This is a genomic window from Altererythrobacter sp. CAU 1644 (genome assembly GCF_029623755.1).
Classification (GTDB): domain Bacteria; phylum Pseudomonadota; class Alphaproteobacteria; order Sphingomonadales; family Sphingomonadaceae; genus Erythrobacter; species Erythrobacter arenosus.
Map to the genome: position 1 here is coordinate 1161429 of NZ_CP121106.1, position 20697 is coordinate 1182125.

The 20697-nt window shown below is 59.2% G+C and carries 15 protein-coding genes and 1 tRNA gene; 4 read left to right on the top strand and 12 right to left on the bottom strand.

The window, feature by feature from the left end:
- Positions 1 to 126: 126 nt before the first annotated feature.
- The 8 genes from P7228_RS05675 to P7228_RS05710 form a co-directional block, all read right to left on the bottom strand.
- Positions 127 to 1329, bottom strand: coding sequence for an MFS transporter (locus P7228_RS05675; RefSeq protein ID WP_278017244.1), 1203 nt, complete (start codon positions 1327 to 1329; stop codon positions 127 to 129).
- Positions 1319 to 2380 (bottom strand): LacI family DNA-binding transcriptional regulator, encoded by a 1062-nt coding sequence (locus tag P7228_RS05680; RefSeq protein WP_278017245.1) that lies wholly within the window; start codon positions 2378 to 2380, stop codon positions 1319 to 1321. The genes P7228_RS05675 and P7228_RS05680 overlap by 11 nt, the downstream gene beginning before the upstream one ends.
- Before the next feature lie 121 nt (positions 2381 to 2501).
- Complete coding sequence (locus P7228_RS05685; RefSeq protein ID WP_278017246.1) at positions 2502 to 4004, bottom strand: tryptophan halogenase family protein; 1503 nt, start codon at positions 4002 to 4004, stop codon at positions 2502 to 2504.
- Positions 4001 to 5032 carry a cupin-like domain-containing protein gene (locus tag P7228_RS05690; protein WP_278017247.1) on the bottom strand — a complete coding sequence of 344 codons (1032 nt, stop codon included), beginning with the start codon at positions 5030 to 5032 and terminating at the stop codon, positions 4001 to 4003. The genes P7228_RS05685 and P7228_RS05690 overlap by 4 nt, the downstream gene beginning before the upstream one ends.
- Entirely contained in the window at positions 5025 to 5744 is a 720-nt protein-coding gene (locus P7228_RS05695) for a SapC family protein (RefSeq protein ID WP_278017248.1), read from the bottom strand. Before P7228_RS05695 ends, P7228_RS05690 begins: the two co-directional genes overlap by 8 nt.
- A 1-nt stretch (position 5745) precedes the next feature.
- Positions 5746 to 7293 carry a tryptophan halogenase family protein gene (locus P7228_RS05700; protein WP_278017249.1) on the bottom strand — a complete coding sequence of 516 codons (1548 nt, stop codon included), beginning with the start codon at positions 7291 to 7293 and terminating at the stop codon, positions 5746 to 5748.
- 99 nt (positions 7294 to 7392) lie between these two features.
- The gene (locus P7228_RS05705) at positions 7393 to 10389 is read right to left on the bottom strand and encodes a TonB-dependent receptor (RefSeq protein WP_278017250.1); all 2997 of its coding nucleotides are present in this window, start codon (positions 10387 to 10389) and stop codon (positions 7393 to 7395) included.
- A 192-nt stretch (positions 10390 to 10581) separates the two neighbouring features.
- Positions 10582 to 10709 (bottom strand) — tRNA-Arg (locus P7228_RS05710).
- 44 nt (positions 10710 to 10753) lie between these two features.
- Here P7228_RS05710 and P7228_RS05715 point away from each other — a divergent pair.
- Together P7228_RS05715 and P7228_RS05720 are read left to right on the top strand one after the other, a co-directional pair.
- A complete protein-coding gene (locus tag P7228_RS05715; RefSeq protein WP_278017251.1) occupies positions 10754 to 11914 on the top strand; it encodes a tyrosine-type recombinase/integrase in 1161 nt (386 codons plus the stop codon).
- Positions 11915 to 11957: 43 nt separating this feature from the next.
- Positions 11958 to 12905 carry a hypothetical protein gene (locus P7228_RS05720; protein WP_278017252.1) on the top strand — a complete coding sequence of 316 codons (948 nt, stop codon included), beginning with the start codon at positions 11958 to 11960 and terminating at the stop codon, positions 12903 to 12905.
- A gap of 26 nt (positions 12906 to 12931) precedes the next feature.
- Here the strand turns inward: P7228_RS05720 and P7228_RS05725 are convergent, their stop codons facing one another.
- Positions 12932 to 13819 (bottom strand): PGN_0703 family putative restriction endonuclease, encoded by an 888-nt coding sequence (locus P7228_RS05725; RefSeq protein ID WP_278017253.1) that lies wholly within the window; start codon positions 13817 to 13819, stop codon positions 12932 to 12934.
- Position 13820: 1 nt separating this feature from the next.
- Entirely contained in the window at positions 13821 to 14849 is a 1029-nt protein-coding gene (locus P7228_RS05730) for a hypothetical protein (protein WP_278017254.1), read from the bottom strand.
- A 16-nt stretch (positions 14850 to 14865) separates the two neighbouring features.
- On the opposite strand from P7228_RS05730, the gene P7228_RS05735 reads away from it, so the two are divergent.
- A complete protein-coding gene (locus P7228_RS05735; RefSeq protein ID WP_278017255.1) occupies positions 14866 to 15357 on the top strand; it encodes a DUF6232 family protein in 492 nt (163 codons plus the stop codon).
- Positions 15358 to 15401: 44 nt separating this feature from the next.
- Positions 15402 to 16016 carry a hypothetical protein gene (locus tag P7228_RS05740; protein ID WP_278017256.1) on the top strand — a complete coding sequence of 205 codons (615 nt, stop codon included), beginning with the start codon at positions 15402 to 15404 and terminating at the stop codon, positions 16014 to 16016.
- Positions 16017 to 16073: 57 nt separating this feature from the next.
- Here P7228_RS05740 and P7228_RS05745 read toward each other — a convergent pair whose 3' ends face one another.
- Together P7228_RS05745 and P7228_RS05750 are read right to left on the bottom strand one after the other, a co-directional pair.
- Positions 16074 to 16415: a hypothetical protein gene (locus P7228_RS05745; protein WP_278017257.1), complete on the bottom strand. Its 342-nt coding sequence runs from the start codon at positions 16413 to 16415 to the stop codon at positions 16074 to 16076.
- A 415-nt stretch (positions 16416 to 16830) separates the two neighbouring features.
- Positions 16831 to 20448 carry an SIR2 family protein gene (locus tag P7228_RS05750; protein ID WP_278017258.1) on the bottom strand — a complete coding sequence of 1206 codons (3618 nt, stop codon included), beginning with the start codon at positions 20446 to 20448 and terminating at the stop codon, positions 16831 to 16833.
- Between the last annotated feature and the right edge of the window lie 249 nt (positions 20449 to 20697).

A 20697-nucleotide genomic window follows, 5' to 3' on the forward strand; every position in this document is an offset into this window, starting at 1 on the left:
CGCAGAAAAACAGATTGAACGAGACCGAAACTTCAATTTTCCCTCCCAGAAGCCGAGCCGCCCGAAATTTCTGTGAACGTTCTCAACAGCGAGGGAATGGCATGCTCACTGACAAAAATCAAGCAGCTAAATCGGGCGCGAGATAATGGCGATGAGAACGCAAGCCAGCGCAGCTAGGGCGGCCAGCAGCAGGAACAGCGCGCTGAAACCGAAGACCGGCACGAGCGTGAGTGTCAGCCCCGGAATGATCAGCGACGGGACCGTATTGGTCAGGTTGAAGAAGCCAAGGTCGCGTCCTCGGTGCTGCGGGCGGGGAAGGACGCGCAGGGTCTGGCCTGAGTGCAATGCTAGGAAGGTCATCGACGACACGCCGAACAGGAAGTAGCCGCCGAGCGCGCCATTCAGGCTCGATGACAGTGCCATCGCCAACAGTCCGAGAGAGGATAGTCCGGCGCAGATTGCCAGGGGCAGCATGGGGCGACGAGCCTTGTCCGACCAGCGCCCCGCAACCAGCGCGATCGGCACGGCGATGATCAAGACGAGGCTGAATATCCGCGCCGCTCGGTCCTCTCCGAACCCTGGGGTGATCGAGCGTAGCCAGAACAGCAGAAAGGCAAAGAGCGCCGCCTCCGAGACCTGCACGAGCAACCGGGCAAACCACATGTTGCCGATAATCCGGCGCTGCTTGAAAGGATCGGCCGGTGACCCAGCCGCGCTGTCGGTCGGCATAGTGAGATGCGGCAGGCTCCGCCCCTTGCCGACAACCAGGGCAGGCAGGACCATGGCGGCAACCAACAGCGCCACGAGCGCCAAGCGCTCCTGCCCATCGGCCAATCCGGGAATGGTCACGAATGCTCCGGAGAGAGCGCCCAGAGCAGGCGCAAAGGCGAACAGGCCGCCCAGAAGGCCCTTCTGTTCGTCGGGAACGCAATCGCCGGCCCATGCTGCGAGCGGGCCGAGCATCATGTTCAACCCCAATTGCCAGGCCATGATGAGGACCACCAGCTGACGCACCGTTTCGACCTGGCCGAACAGCAGCAATAGCAAGCTCGAGGAAACCAGGCCGGCAAGTATCCAGCCGCGCCTGCTTCCGGTGCGATCGCTGAGCCAGCCGAAGCCGATATTCGCCAGGCTCGCCACCACCGCCCCGAGGAAGGTGGCAAAGGACAGCGCCACGACATCTTCGCTACCGGTGAGCGAAACCACCCGCAGCGGGAGCAGCACGGTGAGGAAGGGGACGTAGGCGACCGCACCGCCCGCGGCGGCGAGCGCAAGCAGCGAAAGGAACCACAGCGGCTGCCGCGGCCCCGGAGCGGTCTCAGCCGCCATTGGCCTTGGGCGCCGGAGCGGTCGATGCGCGTTCCACCAGGACGCCCTGAATATTGATCGGATCAGCGGGGATCGCCTTGCGCGACTTGTTGATCAACAGCTCGACCGCATGCGAGATGGTGGCCGCGATAGGCTGGTCCACCGCTGTCAGCGGAGGGTTGGTGAAGCGCACGATTGGCGTGTTGTCGAAGCTGATCAACGAAAGTTTGTCCGGCACGGCAAGATCGAGTTCTCGCGCAACATCGAGCGTAGCCAGTGCCATCTGGTCGTTCGAAGCAATGATCGCCGTCGGGCGATCCTTTTGCGAAAGCAAGGTGCGCGCCGCCGCGATCCCCGAATCGAATCCGAAATCGCCGCGAGCGCACAACCCGTCGGTATTGAATCCGGCGGCCTGCATCGCGCGCATCCAGCCATCGATGCGCCACCCGCTGAGGCTGTAGTCCTTGGGGCCGGCGATCAGGCCGATACGCTTGTGGCCGAGCTCGATCAGCCGCTCGGTCGCCATTACGGCCGAGTGATCGTCGTCCATCGTCAGGCGAATGCCCGGCCCGGGCTCGAGCGATCCGATCCGCGCGAAGGGGATATTCTTGCTTGCCAGAAGGTCGGTAATCAGCCGGTTTTCCGAGTGCGGCGGGGTCAAGATCACTCCGTCGGGCTGGAGCGCCGCGATCGTGGCCGACAGCTCGCGCTCGACATGATCGTTATGCGTGTCGACCAGCTCGACCATCATCCGGTAGCCATGTTCGGCACAGGTCAGCATGCCGCCGAGCAGCATCTGGTCGACCCAGTCCGTCCCGCTACGCGAACGCCATTCTGCGACCGTCTTTTCGCGATCGTTGAGTGCCAGGATCAGGTAGGAGCGCGAGCCGCTCATCCGCTGCGCCGCGATCGAAGGAACATAGCCAAGCCGGTCGATCGAGGCCTGGACCCGCTCCTTCATCTCCGGCCGCACATTGGGTTCGTTGTTGATGACGCGGCTCACCGTTTGCAGCGAGACGCCAGCATCGGCAGCGACATGCTTGATCGTGACGGCCTGGCGACGCCTAGCCATTACCCATTACCCCCAATCGTTCGAGCAGGTGGCGCTAGCGAATACCGCTGGGAATTTCCACCCGTCGTCCGAAAACCCTGAAGCCTCGCCCCACCATCATTGGGGCAATCCATCCCTGCCGTCATGCAGACTCCGACTGTTTGGCCCCGCAGAACCGGGCCACATAGGCTTCATGCGAAGGGAGACTCTCGACTGTCTTTGTTACCGATTGGCGAATCCCGTCGAGCATGCCGGCCAGCTCCTGGTCGGTAAGTTTGGCCGCGATGGGATGATAGGCTTCGGGCATGATGCCCTGGCCCAGCATGACCTGGATCCAGCTGTTCTCCACGAACAGCTCCTCATTCTTGCGGAACACCCGGCCGGTTTCTCGGAACAACTCGATCTTGTGGCGCAGGGTGTCGGGAATTTCCATGTCGCGGCATTGCCGCCAAAACGGCGAATCGCCCCGCTCGGTCGCCTTGTAATGCAGCACGAGAAAGTCGCGGATCTGCACCATGTCGGTCAGTTGCTGGTCGTTGAACTCGTCGATGTCGCGCTGGCTCACTGCGCCGCCCGGAAGCATGCGGATCAATCGCAGGACCGCACGCTGGATGAGATGGATGCTGGTCGATTCGAGAGGCTCCATGAACCCGCTCGAAAGTCCCACCGCCACGCAATTGCGGTGCCATTGCTTGCGCCGCGCGCCGGTGGTGAAGCGCAGGAAGTTGGGCTTGGTCAGCTGCTCGCCTTCGACCGACGAGAGCAAGCGCTCGGCCGCCTCGTCTTCGGAGAGATAGCGGCTGCAGTAGACGATGCCGTTGCCCTGGCGATGCTGGAGCGGGATGCGCCATTGCCAGCCCGCATCGTGCGCGATTGCGCGCGTATAGGGCAGTGGCGGTCGGACGCTCGCGGTCTGGACTGCAATCGCCCGGTCGCAAGGCAGCCAATGGGTCCAGTCGTCGAAGCCGACATGCAGCGCGCCTTCGATCAGCAGTGCCCGAAAGCCGGTGCAGTCGACAAAGAAATCGCCTTCGAGCCGCTCGCCGGATTCGAGCTTCAGTGCGGCGATGTCGCCGCGCTCGCCGTCGAGCTCAACTTCGGCGATCTTGCCTTCGACCCGGCGAGCGCCGTTGTCCTCGGCCATCTTGCGCAGGAAGGCGGCGTAGAGCGAGGAATCGAGGTGGTATGCGTAATTGAGCCGGTCATCGGGAAGGTGGGCGAACTTCTCTGCATAGGCCGCCTGCAGTTCGAGGCAGTAGTCGTCGTAGCTCGCCGTGTGTCCCTTGGTCAGGCCGTGCAGCCAGAAATGCTGGAACCCAGCCGACCAGTGATCCCGGCCGGTCTGGCCGAAAGAGTGAAAGTATTTCTCCCCGTCGACCTTCCAGTTCTCGAACTCGATCCCGAGCTTGAAGGTAGCCTGGGTCGACCGCATGAAATCGGCCTCGTTGATGCCGAGCAGCCGATTGTAGACGATCAGCGGAGGGATGGTCGCCTCCCCCACGCCGACCGTACCGATCATCTCGGATTCGACCAAGGTGAGGTCGATCACATCGCCGAATGTGCGTGCCAATGCGGCCGCGGCCATCCAGCCGGCAGTGCCGCCACCCGCGATCACGACGCGTTTCAGGGGTTTGTTGCTGTTCATCGGTTGAGAGCCCTTAGGAGAAAGGCGCGGAGGCGGCTGGCCCCTTCGGCGTCGAGCGGGTCGAGAATGCCGCGCTTGCCTTCGGGAAGATGCGCCCGGGCCTGCTCGCCGTCGTCGAAGACATAATATTCGAACAGCTCGCGCCAGATCGCCTTGTCTTCGGCCGGGAGATCGCGGATCGCCAGGATGGCGTGGTTAAGCGCGTTCTGGGGTTGCCCCAGCCAGCGCGGCGTCTCGCGCCACCAGTAATTGATCATGGCGTTGAACCCGTCGAGTCCCTCGACATGGTGCCACCACATGCTCGGGACGAACACGGCATCGCCGGGCTCGAGATCGGCAACGAGCCCGTGCTCCATCGCTTCTGCGAAACGCGGATGCGCGGCAAGGTCGGGATCGTGGAAATCGACCATGCTGACCGCGCGGCCAGCCGGCGTGTTGTCGATCGGGCCGAGGTAGAGATTGCGAAACTGCTCGGGCGGGAAAATGGTGAAGCGGCGACGCCCGACCGCGCAGCAGGCGAGATTGTCGGGAAAATCATTATGCGCCGCGACGCGCGTGCGTGTCCCGATCCAGATGCTCTCGATCGGCTGGCGATGGCCGAGTTCGACATGGTTCGCCTCGTGCAGACCGTCGAAGAAGTCATGCACGTCGATCGAGGTGAGGTAGATCGTCGGCGGATGCTCGCGGCCCTCGTTATCCGCAATTCCCTTGAAGATATCGGCCAGCTCGCCCCGCGCGGTCTGGAAATTCATCTCCATCTCGTGGTTGTAGAAAAGCCTGCCATCGTGCCCGGGTGGGCCGATCGAGACGGTGAAGGGGCGCTTGCGCGCATGCTGCAGCAGGTAATCACGCGCTGCCTGCGGCGATAGCTGCCCGGCCTTGACGAGCGGCCACTCGGCCACCAGGCTGCGGATCAGGAAGGGCTCGCGCGCGCCCTTGAGCATGGCGTCGAGCGCGGCGGAATCGGCAACCTGCCGCTCCTCCACCCGGCGCATGGAGGAAAATATCGATGGGTCGGCCTCAGCCACTCATGACCTGCCTGTTCTTGCGCGCGACCAGCTCGGCGAAATTGTCGATCGACGCCAGCGCCATGTAGATCGGCAGCAGGTGACCGCCCTGCTGCAGGACGGCCAGTTCGTCGCCGCTCAGGGCTGCTAGCCGCTCCTCGTGAATCGTGTGGAACCCGACCAGCGAGTGCTTCGAACCGTCGGCCAGCGGAACCTCGACCGAGAAGGGTTCGAGCAGATCGTAGCGCTTCATGGCCTCGAAGAAGCCGGCGCTGCTTTGATACCCCTCGTGCAGCATGCCGAGCTGGGCGGCGATCTCCTCCAGGTAAGGCGTCGCCTGCCCGTCCTCGTCGAACACCCGCATGCCCTCGCCGCTTTGGGAGATGCGCGGATGCTCCATATCGACATGGACCTGTCCCGCCGCATCATCGTCGCGCGAGCGGCCGACCAGAAACGGCTGGATCGACTGGGCAAGCGGCTTGTAGCGAGCGTCCCACTTGCCATCGACCAGGAACAGGTTCTCGCCATTGGTGAAGCCGAACAGTGCCATCGCCGAGAACGCATCGGTTTCCGGATCACGGCGGAACACGATGGGAAAACAGGATTGTACCCGCCGGAATTCAAGCGGCACGGTGAGGCAGCCCATCACGGCATCGCCCAATTCGGCCGAGCTATCGGTCAGGACCCGAAGTTCGCGGTGCTCTTCGCTATTGAGGATGCGATGGTCGGTCATTTCAGGCGGTCTTTTCCTTCGCTGCCGCTTCGGAATTCGCTGCGGTCAGATTGTCGATATAGGCGCGACCCTTGGGGAGCGCGGCGCACAGAGCCCGGGTCTGGTCGCGCACTTCCTGCAAACGCGCAAGTGCCGCGGCCGAGGGCTCGGTCCCCGCACCGTTCGGAATGGGCTGACCCATGCCGTAATAGACGTACTGCTGGCTGGCCGCAGAGAAGATCTCATCGACCTGCGGTAGATCCCACGCCGATGGGGGCTGGTCGCGCCACAGCTTAAGCTGTTCGGCCAGTTGCGGTGAAATCGTGTCCGGATCGCGCTGAGCGACCCAATAGGGTTCTTCCCTGCGGCTCAGCACATAGTGAAGCTTGAGGAAGTCGACGATCCGCTCCCAGCGATAGCGGAACAGCGCGTTGAAACGCCTGGCGTGAATATCCATCGCGGCGCGGGAAGCCGGGAAATTGTCCGCCAGGGCGCGCAACGAGAGTTCGATCAGCACGATCGCCGATGCTTCCAGCGGCTCGATGAAGCCAGCGGACAAACCGACCGCGAGGCAGTTGCGATGCCAGAACTCGGTACGATGGCCGGTCGCAAATTCGATCCGCCGCGGCGACAGCATGTCGATATCCACCGCCGGCATCTGCGCCGCGATGTAGTCGCGTAGCACCTCCTGCGCCCGCGCATTGTCCATGTGCGCTGAGCTGTAGACGCAGCCGATCCCGCGCCGAGTTGGCAGGGCGATATCCCACAGCCAGCCGGCCTCATGCGCGGTACCGACCGTCTGCGAGGAGATCGCGCTGTTCGGCTCGACCGGCACCTGCACGACCAGGGCGCAGTCGTTGAACGAGACGTCGGAGCGGTCGATCCAGTCGACGCCCAGTTCAGCGCCGATCAGCAGTCCTGCCTGCCCGCTGCAATCGATGAACAGATCGCCCTCGAAACGTTCACCCTCGCGGGTCAGCAGCGCCGCGAGATCGCCCGTCTCTTTCCGCTCCACTCCGGTCACATGGGCCGCGACGCGCGTGACCCCGAGCCGCGTAGTCGCATGCCGGGTCAGGAGCCTGGCGAACTTGCCCGCATCGAGGTGATAGGCGTAATTCGCAGCCGCGGCGAAGTCCGGCATCTGGCGTTGGCGCGGCGCCAGGTTGCGCGCGCAGATCTGCGCCTGCGGGGTCATCGCAGCGGCAAAGGACAGTTCCGGCGCCGAGGCCTTCCACGCCGCCAGCAGCTCTTCCATCTTGCCCTGCGGCGGCGGACTGAAGGGATGGTAGTAGCTATCGCCCGGCTCGCCGCTCACCCAGCCATCGAAGCGCGAACCCTGCTTGAAGCTAGCCTCGCACTCGATGATGAACTCGCTTTCGGAAATCCCGATCATGGCGAGCGTGCCGCGCATGGTCGGCCAGGTCCCCTCGCCCACGCCGATGGTCGGGATGTCTGGCGATTCGACCAGCGTGATCGCAAGCCGTGGATGCCGCGCGGCCAGGACGCACGCCGACAGCCAGCCGGCTGTCCCGCCGCCTAGGATTACGATCTTTTCGATTTCACCCTGCATAGTCTCGCCCGCAGTTTCCCATGGCCCAACGAAAGAGAGTCGCCCTGCCGTGGCAGTGCGACTCTCTGTCATCACCGAGGGTTGTTCAACCCTCGAGACTTACCAGGTGAAGCGCACACCTGCCGCGTAGCGGGCATAACCCGGTGCCGCGAAGTGCTTCGCCAGATCGTTACGGCGGAAGCCGCTGCGATCTTCGTTCAGGATGTTGATCCCTTCCACGAATACCGTCAGGCCGTTGTCGAAGTCGTAGCTCGCGCTCGCATCGACCTGACCATAGGAGTCGGTGAAGTACGGATCCTGGTCATAGGCAGCCAGGAACTTATCGCGCCAGTTGTAGGCGACACGGGCCTGGATGCCGTTCTTGTCATAGAACAGGACGGCGTTGGCACTGTCGCTGACCCCGGTCACGGCGAACTGCGTCACCGTCCACGGCTGAGTCACGTCATAGGACGTGTCGCTCTTCACGATCGTGTAGTTCAGGATCGCACCGAAGCCGGTATCCCAGAAGTTGTGCTGCAGCGCGAATTCCCAGCCCCACAGGCGTGCGGATTGGTCGCTGTTAAACGGCTGGGAGAACGTGAAGATCACATCCGGGTCGCCGGCAGCGCCGACGATGCCGCCGGCCGTGCCGAACGAAGGATCGAAATCGCCGGGACGGTTGGCTGCTACCCACGCGACCAGCTGCTCGAAGGTCGCGTTCGCACCCAACGCCGCGCGTGCCGCCTGCGCAGCCGCGCCTTGCGACGGATCGGGCAGGTTGAACAACGGCGTTTGCGTGGTGCCGCTTCCGATGAAGTTGCTGACGTTCTTGTTGAAGAAGCCTACCGAGACATAGCTGGCATCGTCGTAGTACCACTCGGCCGAGAGGTCGATGTTCTTCGACTTGAACGGCAACAGACCCGGATTACCGGCGCTTGCCTGGCTACCGCCTGCACCCACGCGCAGCGGCTGGGCTACGGTGATCCCGCCCTGTAGGTTGTTGTAGGTCGGTCGAGTCACGGTGTGGCTGTACGAAGCCCTCAGTACCACATCCTGCGCCGGTTCGATGCTGAAATCGACGGCCGGCAGCCAGTTGTCGTACTTGCCTTCGAGCGTGGTGAAATCCGATTCCGGTGCGAAGATCGGGGTGATCTCGTTGGCACCTGCCCACACCGTGCCTGTCGGGATACGCGAAAGAGCGGTCGAGGTAATCTCGGTCTCTTCGTAGCGGAGGCCGAGGCGCATGGTGACTTCGGTGTCCCCAAGATCGAAGCGGTGGAACGTTTGCACATATGGGGCAATCGTTTCTTCCGTGATCCGGCGGTCGTCCCCGTACGGCGCGAGGCAGGTCCCGGCTGGTGCCGCACCGCAAATGCCAAGCTGCCCGTCGAGCAACTGGATCAGGTTCTCGGTATCGATCTGGAAGTAGACCGGAATGATCGACGGATCGTTGCTTCCGCTCATGCCCGCAAGATCGGGCGAGAGCGCGCGTTCGACGAAGAGATCGTCGGGGGTTTCGGCCCGCGACAGAGTTCCGCCCCAGGTGTCGTTCTGGATCACGCCGAACGCCGAACGAACCTTGTTCTCAATATAGCTGACGCCGAAATCGAGGCTGTCGATGAACGAGGCGTCGAAATCGTAGCCACCGCGGAGGGTAACTTCGTTGATCTCGTTCTTGAAATAGGCGTTGCGGAAAGCGTTGCCGGCAGGACGGATGTTCGAGGCGGAGATTTCGCCGCCCGGATACATCTGGACCGAGATAACCGGCATGTCGCTGGTATAGTCGACGCTCTGCGACTGGGTGGCGAAAATGGCCGTGCCCACCGCGATGCCGCTGCCGTAAGGCGAAGTCGGCTTCGATTCCGCGGTCGAGTGGTGCGCGTCAAGCTCGAGGCGCAGGCCGCCGAGGCCTTCCCACGCCACGTTGCCGCCAATCGAGTGGTTGATGCTGCGGTTGGCGCCAACTGCGCCGGTGATGGCGAGGTCCTTGCCGATGCCCGGGCCGTCGAGGCCATCGACACCAGGGTCGAAGTTTTCAGCATAGAACAGTGCGCCCGCAGCTGGGCCGTCGGTCCAGGCGCTCGAAGTGTCGCCATGGTTGAACCAAACGCCGATGCTGTCCTGGCGGCTGTCGAAGGTATTCTGCGAATACATATAGTCGAGCCGCATATCGAGCGAGTCGGTCGGCTGGAATTGCAGCACGGCCTGGCCGTTGATGCGCTCGCGCTCGAAATTGAAGAAGTCGTAGGCGACGTTCTGGGGGACCTGGTAGACGTCCGTTGGGCCAGGCCGGTTCTCGATATTGGCAAACCGCGGATCGCCCTGTTGAGCCAGGGTGCCCCAGTTGTTTTCCGCGCCGGTATAGCCCGGACGCCAGTTGCCGGTAACAAATTGTGCCTGGCTCGCCTTGCGCTGCTGGTACGAACCGGCGAGCAGGATGCCCACGCGGTCGTCGGCAAAGGTCTTGCTGACGATGCCGGAGATTTCCGGTGTAATTTCGGTGCCTTCAAAACGCGAGGTGTCGTAGACCGCCTTGGCGCCGATGCTGCCCTGGAAACCGGGGCGATCTAGCGGCTTGGGAGTTTTGATGTTGATGACCGAACCGATGCCGCCAGTTGGGAGCGAGGCGCGGCCCGACTTGTAGACCTCGACGCCAGCCACGCCTTCGGAGGCGAGGTTGGCAAAGTCGAAGCTACGCGAGGAAGGAGCGGAGAAGCCGTCGCCAAGCGTCGAGGTCGGCATCTGGCGACCGTTGACGATAACGAGGTTGAAATCGGGGCCGAAACCGCGAACGGTGACAGTCGAGCCTTCGCCGCTCTGGCGATCAATCGAAACGCCGGTGATACGCTGGAGCGATTCGGCGAGGTTCGTATCAGGGAACTTGCCGATATCTTCGGCCGAGATCGCGTCGACGACACCGGTCGCCTCGCGCTTGATGTTCATGGCGTCTTGCAGCGAAGCGCGAATGCCCGAGACGACGATAACGTTCTCGTATGCCTCGTCATTCTCGGCCACTTCGGCGTCTTGCGCCAAGGCGGTCTGGCTAGTCACGCCGAGCGCCAGGACAGATGCCCCCGCCATGAACTTCGTGTAAGAAGGCGTACCCTTCCGGCTCATCTCAGTATCTCCTCCCAAAACCATGCACGAAACGTACATGAAACCCATAATGTGAACGTTCACCTAAATGATAACGTTCACTCGGTCAAGCAGACGGAAGGCGTGTGCATGCGAATGCACGGAGGCTTTTTGGGGCCTGTGGCAAAATTGCACGCTCCTCCAACGGCCGTGTTTCACGCGATCTGGAAAAGCTGGCGCACCCGACAGGATTCGAACCTGTGACCTCTGCCTTCGGAGGGCAGGGAAAATGAGCATGGTTGGACGTTTATGGAAAGAAAACCGCAGAAATCCGTCCCTTATTGTCCAGCTTCATCCTATGCTGTATTCCATACTCGTTCCATACAAACTGGGAAAGGATCAGCAAATGGCCTTGGACCTCAGCAAAGTTACCGCGCGTGGGAAACTTAAGGTGCAGCGGGAGCCGCATTGGCAGAGGCTTAGAGCCGGGTGCTTTCTCGGCTTTCGCCAATCAAAGCGTGGAAGCAAGGGAACGTGGATCGCTCGCGCCTATGACGAAGATAACCGCAAGTATCGAGTGAAGTCCCTCGGTGATTTCGGAACGCTCACCGGCAACGAAATGTTTACAGCCGCCAAAAAGGAAGCGGAGGCGTTTGCGGAGCTTATTGAAGCTGGTGGCGAGTTTCGGGCAAAGGTCGAAACTGTAGGTGACGCCTGCCGCGAGTATGCCAAGTCTCGGCCAGACGCGGAGTCCCGTTTCCGACGCTATGTCTACAATGACGCTATCGCCAAGGTGAAGTTGGAGAAGTTGCGCCGACGCCACGTCAAGGAATGGCGCCAGCGGCTTGAGGCGAAACCCGCATTGGTAAGTCGGCGCAAGCAAGGGCCGAAGATTTATCGCGAGCGAGCACCTTCAACCATAAATCGAGATATGGTGGTGTTGCGTGCTGCACTAGCCAAGGTGCTCAGCGTTGGAATGCCCAACACCGAGGCGGCATGGCAAGAGCCGCTGAAAACCATCCCAAATGCCAACGGCCGGCGAACACTCTACCTTGATCGCAATCAGCGCAGGAAATTGCTGGAGAGAATCGATGGTGAGGCCGCGCCGTTCGTCCACGCGCTGTGCCTGCTACCGCTTCGCCCAGGCGCGCTTGCCAGCCTTGCCGTCGGAGATTTCGAGAAGCGCACGTCTGAGCTTACAATCGGAAAGGATAAGTCAGGCAAACCTCGACGCATCCAGCTACCTCAAGAAGCCGCAAAACTGCTTGCCGACCAAGCCAAGAATAAGCTTCCCAGCGCACCATTGTTCATGCGCGCCAATGGTATGCCTTGGGACAAGAATAGCTGGAAAACCCCAATAGCCACCGCAGTGGCAGCGGCTGGTTTGCCAAGGACGGCTACGGCATACACATTGCGCCACAGCACGATAACTGACCTAGTAAGTGCAGGCCTGCCATTGCTCACAATTGCCCAAATCTCAGGGACAAGCGCGGAGATGATTGAACGTCATTACGGACACTTGGCCAGCGACGCGGCGGTAAAAGCGCTCGGTGAATTGGCGCTATAGTCACAACTGCCATGCTCGCGTTCACTAACCACCGTCTCAACCATTGACCCTGGTCCTGTCATTCGCTTGTCACGGCATCGCCGTCCAAGTCGCTGATCGATTGGTCTCGCAGCAGCGAGGCCGAGCAATCAGCCCGCTCGACCAAATTGCCAACAAGCTCCTAATCTACCGTGCGCGGGACGCCATCGTATCTATGGGATACGCTGGGCAGGCCTTCATCGGGGAAATTCCGACAGACGAATGGATCGCTCAACTCCTTTCGGGCGAACCAAATGTTCGCGGGCCGGACGATAGTGGCGGTGTGCGCATGGGCCGCACTGCAAACAATTGGGACATTGGCAAGGCTGTGAGGGCCATCGGAGAGCAACTCCCCCCGTGCATCGCCGCTGGGCAAACTATTTATATCTCGGTGGTCGGCCACCAATTCAACAGGCACGGGATGGTTCGACCCTTGCTTTATGAATTGACGTTGAGGCGGGACCAAGTCGATAAATTCTATCAGTCTCCGCGCCACTGGCGAGCGGGAGCAGGGTGCGTTAGCTCCATTGGAGTTGAAATTGGAGATCAAGAACGCGAACGCATCTTAACCCACCTGTGTGATGCGGCGCCGCAGTTGACCCATGACGAGATTGCGGAGTTCCTGACCGCAACCATACGCAAGCATGAGCAGCCAGGCGTCGGGCCACACACATCCGCCGTAATCATTCCCCTTCCCGGCTCTGCCCCCGTCAGGTCAAAATTCTTCGCCAACGCCCCGCATCACATCCTAATTCGGTCCCCCCAAACGGATCTTAGATTGGAAACTGGCTATTCGCCTTGGGTGATTGGTCCGGGTCTTATCAAGCCGCCGACAGCGGATGTTGGTGGGATGATCTTCGATGCAGGCGGTATCGAGATCGCATGTGAAGGCGGTCCCCCGCCAACACGCGGCATATTAGGGGCTATGGGTTCCGTCGATCGGTTTAAACTGCCGCCGCATTTGCGCCGTTGACTAGAGCGATTGGCTAAGCTGACCCTCTAGCGCGCCGTTTGCGACTGGGCGATTTTGCATTCAACCCAGCGCGCTAGATCACCCCACATCGGCGATGGATCGACTTGATCGGCCAGTGCTATGATCTCTTGATACGAAACGCATCTAGGCGGCAACGCCTCGCTTGCAAATGACGGAAGCCAGCCGAGATCGCGGGCTTTAATTTCGGTCGGAAAGCCGCCACCGGCTGCATAGGCGATAACACAGCGAGCGGCCTTTCCGTGCAGCCGACCTAGTTCGTGGGCCAGTGCCATATTCCGCATCCACTGGAATGCCTCTCCCTTGAATGGACAGGGACTGTAGGCAGCGTTCGGATCCAAGCTAAAGAGTGACGAGATCACCTCCCAGTAACGAATCCCCTTGCCGGAAAGAGCACAACTCGCTTCTACCATGGTGCGGGGGTTGGTCTGCCGAACATAGTCCCCGTTGCATTGCCGCTGCCCCGCTCCCAAGCCAGAGGCGATTTTGCGTGTCTGGCTGCAAGAGCCACCTGGTTCCGTAAACTTGCACTCAATCACCATGATCGCGCTCGCCCCGCAGGCAATTGCATCAACCTGCGTCTGTCGAGGCTCGCACAACAGGTTTTCGGGGTCTGTCCATTCCAATTCAAGTGCCCAAGGCCCGCCAAGAGGCAAGCCAGCTTCTGCGGCGAGAGCATCGAGCACAGCGTCGCGCCGACTATTGGCCATTGCTCGGACTGTCCCAAAAACATCGATGGCTAGGGCTTGTGATGAATTGGGCTTGTCCGCCTGGACCTCGTTTCGCTTGTCACGGTGCCAAGGGAATCTCTGCCAATCCTCTATTGCCGCATACGACGCCTCAAATAGATTGCTCCGCAAGCTGGCGAGTTTCTCGAAGGAGACGGGTGAACCCATGTCACCCAGCCCTGTGATGATCACGCAATCGATTGAGCAGCCTTCGGACCAATTCGTCAGGATCTGCCTTCTTCCACCGGTTCATAAACCGGCAAACGATTTGCACATTTTCAGGCGTATAATGACCGTTGCTATCGATACGGTCGAGCGAAGCCAGCATTTCAGGATCGTCGCACTCCGCATCGTAGCCCAGTGGAAGGCTGGTTAGTGCGCAGAGATCTTCCTGTTCGCCCATTAGCCTGCGCAGCAGTGCCTCGCAGTCGGTGAGGCCAAGCGTAGTGTTCTTCTCCTTGGCCTTGCTCTCGACTGTCTGTCCGTTTGATTGAGAAACAGTCGCAAGCATAGTTCGCGCCATCCGTGCGGCGGCGATCTCCTTCGGCGAGAAGACCTTCCCAACCCGTTTTTTTGAGGAAGCCTCTCTCTCTTTGAACAATGCGAGACCGTGCCATTGGTCCAACGGTTGCCCTGCCACAAGAGCGCGCGCGTAGTCGGAATAGCCCCTGTCATTCTGGACCGACTGGAATGTCGCTTCGGTCGAAAGAAAGTCGCGCGCCTTGGGATGAAGTGCTTCCCACAATAATGGGCGCCCTTCCGCGTCACGGTCGGACCACGGCTGGCAGGCCTTTTCCAGAACCCAAATTTCGGGGCCGTCCCGACCTGGATTACTAGATTCCATTAGCGATTCCGACAGGTCCCCTCGGCTTGAAATCGTCCACCAGAGCGATGGTCCTTGCCGGGAAATCCAGATGTCCCCCTCGCTATCCCTGAGTTCATCGATCAAGTTATACCAGCGACCCGCCGTTTGCTTTGTGGGCCTCTCGCCACGCGCTGTTGTGGCGCGATCAAGCGCTGTGGCGATGTAGCCCGCTCGGTCGCCGCTTTGCCAGAACGAGTGCAATTCTACGTTGTCGTATGTCAGGATCGTGCTGTTGGCCTTCGCCCGAGGCCAAAGCGCGTTGGCCTCTCCCATATTGGCAATATAGACTTTGCTCATACCTTTGACGCCCCCATTGGCCACCCGATCTGTCATAGGTGCCCCCTTCGCTGTGTCGCTGGAAGCAACCGCTTCAATCAGCCCTACACAATTGTCCAACGGTCTACGTCATTGCCTTGCCAATTACGCAGTGGCAAACACACTTGAAATCATTTGGGGGCAGAAAATGGATTTTTCCGTAGACCGGGATTTTGTTCGTGTTGGTGACAAGTCTTACGCAATAAACAAGATCAATTCGGTCGAAGTAAGGACAACGACCCAGAAGGGGTCGCGTGCATATATTGCCTTCTGGATCATCGCAGGTTTGTTCGCGATTGGCTTGCTGGGCGCATTTGCCTCTGGCGAAGGCGTATTCGGCATGTTTGCCTTCGTTGCCATCTGCGGCTTGCTCGGCTGGCTTTCATATCGAAAGCGGGCAGACACCAATACCTACGCACTTTTGCTCGTTACTTCGAGCGGCGAAGCAACAGCCGTGACCACCACTGACAAGGATCAGGTTGCCTCAATCCGTAAGGAAATCGAGGGAGCAATTTCGGCTCGCTAAGGTAAAGGTAAATTCACGCGCAAACATGGAGATCGCCTACTCATATGTCTGAAGAAGTGAAGCAAGGTCGGCCTGTTTGTGGTCAGTGCGGCAAGCCTGCCGTAATGATGATTGATGAAATACCATTGTGCATTGATTGCGAGTATAAATTTCAGCAATCGCGATGGATGGTGTTCGCGCAGAACGCTGCAATGTATAACATGGCTGACAGGCAAATGGTCGCGGTCACCGGAATGCCGCACCTTTCATCGCAAATCGACATACCAAACGCACCCGTGCCGCCCATTCACTACAACAATCAAAACGTGACCGTTCAGGGCGGGACTGTTGGCGCGATCAACTTCGGAAACGTCAACGATATTCAGGTCAACCTTCAAGCGCTAACCCAACACGGCGAGATCGGCGTAGCAGACGCATTGGCGAATATGACCAATGCAATTCTGGAAACTCATGAACTCGCGGAAGCACAAAAAAATGAGTTGCTTGAGCAACTCGCGTTCTTGTCGTCGCAAGCAACGGCGCAACCGCAAGAGCGGAAGCCGGGTATGATCAAGTCGGTGCTTGGAGCGATCGGCGAGGGCGCTGGTGCTATTAAGAGCATCGCCGATGCCTGGGGCGCGGTGGCGCCGTTGTTGCAGGGCCATTTTGGTATCGGTTAGGCATCAAACTTTCTTCGGCCTATGCAATGATGCGAAGGCAGCAACGCCGATTTGAAGTCATTCATCGTTTGCCGGGTCTGACACTCGGTCGGCCGCCTCTTGCATGGCTTCCATAGCCTGTTGAGCATCTTCATTCGCCTCATTGCGGTCCGGCGTTTCCGGGAAGGAATCACGGCCTTTATACTTGGCGGTCATGCAATTGATGCCTGCGTGCGTGTGCCACAACCTGTATTCCTCCTCGTCACCTTCGCGAAGGTAGGTTGCTGCCACATCGCGTGCTGCATCGCATATCTCGCCGTTGGTGCCGGTGCGTTTGACCATCTGATAGCGCTCCTCGGCTTCCGCTCCGGCGTTGGTGCAACCTGCGAGTATTAAGCTCAGCATCAAAATTTGGCGCATGGCATTCCCGTGCTCTGCCGCGCCGCCCGCCAGCCGGGTCGGTTGATCGACGCGAACACAAGAACACGCCCCCGCGTATTCCCAAGAAGGTATTTTATTTCGCAGGCCGCCCGACCTGAAGGTCGAGAGCCTTGTGTTCACCGCCGATTGCGGGTCACCTCTTCCGATCAAAGTTGAGGCAACAATCAGACATTATTTCGGTATCGTCGGTTTGTCCATTTGCGAGCACGGACAGTGAGTTTTTAGATCGCGCGCAGATGCGAGGATGAATGCAGTCACCCTTTATGATCGATCGTCCGTGATTTAGGGTCCGCGAGATTCCATCGCGACTGATGCTCAAACCAGCAGGTGTCGTGTCCAAACCACCCCACCTTTCTTGGGTGGGTCCATCGATGTTACAGAGAAAGCGGCTACTTCAATCGGCCCTGCACATTTGCCGCAATCGCCAAAATGCTGGCTCTGCTGCAAGATTGGCATCGGCCGATAGAATGCGATCCAACGTTTCTGCTAGGTCGCGAGGAGGCGGTGAAGAACGATCCAAGATCGAACTAAGCAACATGAGACATGCTTGGGGATGGAGTTCCAGATGGTTCTCGTCGTCATCAAGTCCCAGTCCGAAGGAAAGTTCATATCGCTGAATTGGGCAAACCAAGTCGAGGACAAGGGCAACCGCACGTTCAAATGCTCCGCCTGTCAGTCCCGGAAGGTGAGCTAGATTCTCAGATACCTCGTGCGTCCTGGCCGATACGTCATTGGGCCAATAGTCGAGCAGGAATGGTGCCACCACGTTATCCCAGTATCTCTCGCGGTCCTGGGCCGTACTCTTCTGTCGCATGAGAGATGTGAGTTCCCACGCCATTCTAGCAAGCACGTTATTTGGCATTCGTGTCAGTGCCCGCCGGCATTCAACGCTTGTCAGTTCGAAGCCGCCAACACCTTCAATGATCGCAAGCGCAGCGCCGACTAGAGCCCCAGAAAGCTGCTCTCTGGTTGCCTCCTCCGTGCGGTCATGTTCAAGGGCATGAAGGATTGCGCCCTTAAGTAAATTGAACATCTCGGAATACTGCGGAGCCACAGAACGCGCGATGACGCTCATCAATTCCACCGCCTCGTCATTTTCCTCGACTAGCTCTGGCAGAAGATTGGCGTCCACCCACTCGGGCGCGATCGTCCGAAGAAACGCGAATTGCTGTAATAGCGCGCCCCGAGCAATAAGTCCGGCTCTCCCCGACATGTTTGCTAGTAAGTCGAAGCGTTCCTTAAGGCTGTCTGCTATTCCATAGCCAGGAGGCAGTCGCATCTCGTCGAGCATGGAAACAAGGCTGTCTGATATGATGCCTATCGGGTGCGAAAAAACCAATTCGGCTAACGGGCGCTCATAGTCACCGTCATCGAGCGCAAGCGCACCAGCCGCCAGTTGATCCCAAAGCCTCAGAATTTTCGGGAAGGTCGGGTCTGCGGTAGTGCGGGCATTTTGCTCGATGATACTCGCAAGCTGATAGGCAACTGGCGAGAGCCTTTCGTTCGGAACTTCCGAGATGACGTCAAGTATCTCGGAGAGCGGTGGGAGATCTTCGGGAAGCTCCTCTGTTCCTCTTGCTCCATAGAGGCCCAACAAGGGTTGCCAGCGATGCGATGGAAACTCTCCAGTCTCGAGCGCGCTGCAAAGGGCTGAAAATGCGCGTCTTGGTTCGTTGCGAGCGAATACAGTCCAGAGGTCCGCCTGTTCGATGCGGTTTGAACTCTCGAATGCTTCAGCACTTTCGAGAAGTTCGTCATCGGTGACCTGATCCAAAACTCGAATGTCAGCAGAATAGCCCGATCCAGACCAACTCGGGCTGTAGAGATGGGCAAAGATTGGCATCTCGCGAGGGAGATCAGGATATGATCGATATAGTCTAGCTAGGCGATTTGCCGTAGGGCGCGACAACCGGCCACCAGCACTACGGATGCGAGCCAGTTCACGGGCTGTATAAAGCGCCCGCGCGTAAGAGCGATTTCCCCTTTGAGCGATCCGATTGATCACGTCGGGAAGCATTCCGGCTAGGATGGCCCTTTCAATCTTTTGTCGTGTCGCAGGAACCAGCCTGTTCCATCGTCGGCAATAGTATCGGACTAACTCCGAACATTTGTCAGATTGCCAATATCTCTGACGCGTCGTGCCTCGCAGATACCTCTCAATTCGTCGGTCAGCCTCGCGATCTCCTTCAATAGCGGCCCAAGCAGCAAGGCGTTTGAAAATTATCGGTTCACGATCACACCACGCCGCGGCAATGTTGCTTGCGCGCGCAACATCTCGACTAAAGATTCTCCGCCAGAGGCCCGTCATCATTCGGACGATCGGTGCAAACCTGTCATTGTTCGCGTCGGGCTGATTGAGACGCCAGGCACCTCTATGTCGATCACTGGTATCGACAAGTCCCTCTCCCTCCTCAGGAGCATGAACTAGGGCCAAATCATAAGACATCAGATCGCCGTCGGGCTGGAGTATACCCGCGTCGTTTCCAAGCTCGACAGCCTCGCTCAGAGCGCGATCAAGAGCGAGCAATAGGCGCTCTTCGCCACGAGTATCCTCAGGCCACCGCCCTAAGAGGCGCCGCCAATCTCTCTCATTCGCGCGAAAATGAAAATGCGCCAAGTCGTGGATATTTGCTGGCTCGCTTTCCGGCTCATCATCCTCGCGCCACCGAAACTTTTTATCAACTCGCAAGCGTGGTTCTAATAACTCAACAATATCACGAATGCGATTGGCCGTTATCTCTGGTCCTCTGCGAATGCGTCCAAATCGGTTTGGCGGATGGCGAAGGTTGGCTTGAACGAATAGCGTCCAATACTGACGATAGAGATCAGGGAGGGGATCGTGCTGTGAACGCAACAAAGCATCCACCGCGCGAGCGATCTCAATCTTGGTCGAGTCGTCCGCCCCAGCCGCATATTCGGCTGCCTCTCGCTCAGCCAGGCGATTTCTAAACCACGAGACAAAGGTCCAAGTCTCGTCCCCCTCTACTGGAAGCAGTTCATCGAGCCACCGGGGATCTTGCGCTTGATCGGCTGCGACGCCAACGCTTGCGACTTCCTTTGTCAAATAGACAAAGCTTGAACGACGTTCCGTGGTCGTTTCACTTGGACTTACCGAAGCAATTTCAGACAGATGTTCGGTTGCCCATTCTAATGGCTGGCGCGCAAACTGCGCCCAACTATTGAGAGTGCGATATAGCGCGCTGTGGTCATGTTCTGGCGCTGGATAAACTAGGGGCCGTACACCTTTCCCGCGCCAGGCTTCTCGTAGCGATCCGGCGTCGTTCTCCGTGTCACCGACAAGAGCGAATGCCGGTTTGAGGTCAGGGAAGTTTAGGCGACCCTCTTCAGTGGCCTCCAACATGTATCGCATTGGAGGGTCGTCCGCAGAGTAGCCCACCAAAACGAGAGTGTATCTGCGCAGAAGGTCATAAACGAAGCGAGAAGCCCATCCTGCCCGCATGTAGGCCTCACCAAAGTTCGCCGATGTGAGGACGAGATCGGTTCCCTCTAGCCCATTGTAACGATCGGCTATTCTACCATGGAGATGAAGCACGCCGGCAAAGTCGTGTGACCCTACTGCGGGCATCGCGGGGCCAGCCGAACTTACAATTCGTTGGCGGGTCCGTCTTCGCCACGCCCTCTCAAACAGCGTATCGAAGTTGGTGGTGACAATTCTGGGATGGCCATCAATGCCCCGTGCTAAATCGAGCAAATCTGCATGGGCGTTGAGGCGCGTCCTGTTTGTCGGCTTGAGCAAGTCCGCGACAGCGTCACGGACTGCGTTGTGTGGCTGCCGCCAGTCTGCGCCGCGGTAGACAACACGCTGTTCTAGGAGACCAATTAGTCGGTCATATTGCCCTTCATCACGCGCTTCAATTTCCGCACGTGATGCCAAACTCTCGGGTGTTCCTGGAAGGGCCTGCCCTAACCGAGCATATATCTGATCGGCCAATTCGCCGAATAGAGGAAGCCTTGCCGCTTTGGATATGCCAGCGCCGACGACAAATAGCACATCCCCGGCTCGATGAGCACGTAGAAGCGGGATTGGGATTTCCGGTCCATCCGGGTCAAATAGCATCAGGTGCCTATAACTTGCCCTACGAGTAATGAGAACTTGAGAAGCAACTGCGGTGGAGTTTCTCTCGGCGCAACCACTTGATTTCCTTTGAGATGCCCAACTCCTCGCGCGCGCGTGCGCGCGCGTGACTGTAGCTCATGGAGATCAATCACGCCGACAATCGCGGTTGTCGATAGATGGTTT

Excerpts from the sequence above, each read along its gene's own strand:
- P7228_RS05680 (WP_278017245.1), bottom strand. The coding sequence starts at position 2,380 with ATGGCTAGGCGTCGCCAGGCCGTCACGATCAAGCATGTCGCTGCCGAT.
- P7228_RS05705 (WP_278017250.1), bottom strand. The coding sequence starts at position 10,389 with ATGAGCCGGAAGGGTACGCCTTCTTACACGAAGTTCATGGCGGGGGCA.
- P7228_RS05685 (WP_278017246.1), bottom strand. The coding sequence starts at position 4,004 with ATGAACAGCAACAAACCCCTGAAACGCGTCGTGATCGCGGGTGGCGGC.
- P7228_RS05695 (WP_278017248.1), bottom strand. The coding sequence starts at position 5,744 with ATGACCGACCATCGCATCCTCAATAGCGAAGAGCACCGCGAACTTCGG.
- P7228_RS05745 (WP_278017257.1), bottom strand. The coding sequence starts at position 16,415 with ATGCGCCAAATTTTGATGCTGAGCTTAATACTCGCAGGTTGCACCAAC.
- P7228_RS05730 (WP_278017254.1), bottom strand. The coding sequence starts at position 14,849 with ATGACAGATCGGGTGGCCAATGGGGGCGTCAAAGGTATGAGCAAAGTC.
- P7228_RS05675 (WP_278017244.1), bottom strand. The coding sequence starts at position 1,329 with ATGGCGGCTGAGACCGCTCCGGGGCCGCGGCAGCCGCTGTGGTTCCTT.
- P7228_RS05740 (WP_278017256.1), top strand. The coding sequence starts at position 15,402 with ATGTCTGAAGAAGTGAAGCAAGGTCGGCCTGTTTGTGGTCAGTGCGGC.
- P7228_RS05725 (WP_278017253.1), bottom strand. The coding sequence starts at position 13,819 with ATGGGTTCACCCGTCTCCTTCGAGAAACTCGCCAGCTTGCGGAGCAAT.
- P7228_RS05700 (WP_278017249.1), bottom strand. The coding sequence starts at position 7,293 with ATGCAGGGTGAAATCGAAAAGATCGTAATCCTAGGCGGCGGGACAGCC.
- P7228_RS05715 (WP_278017251.1), top strand. The coding sequence starts at position 10,754 with ATGGCCTTGGACCTCAGCAAAGTTACCGCGCGTGGGAAACTTAAGGTG.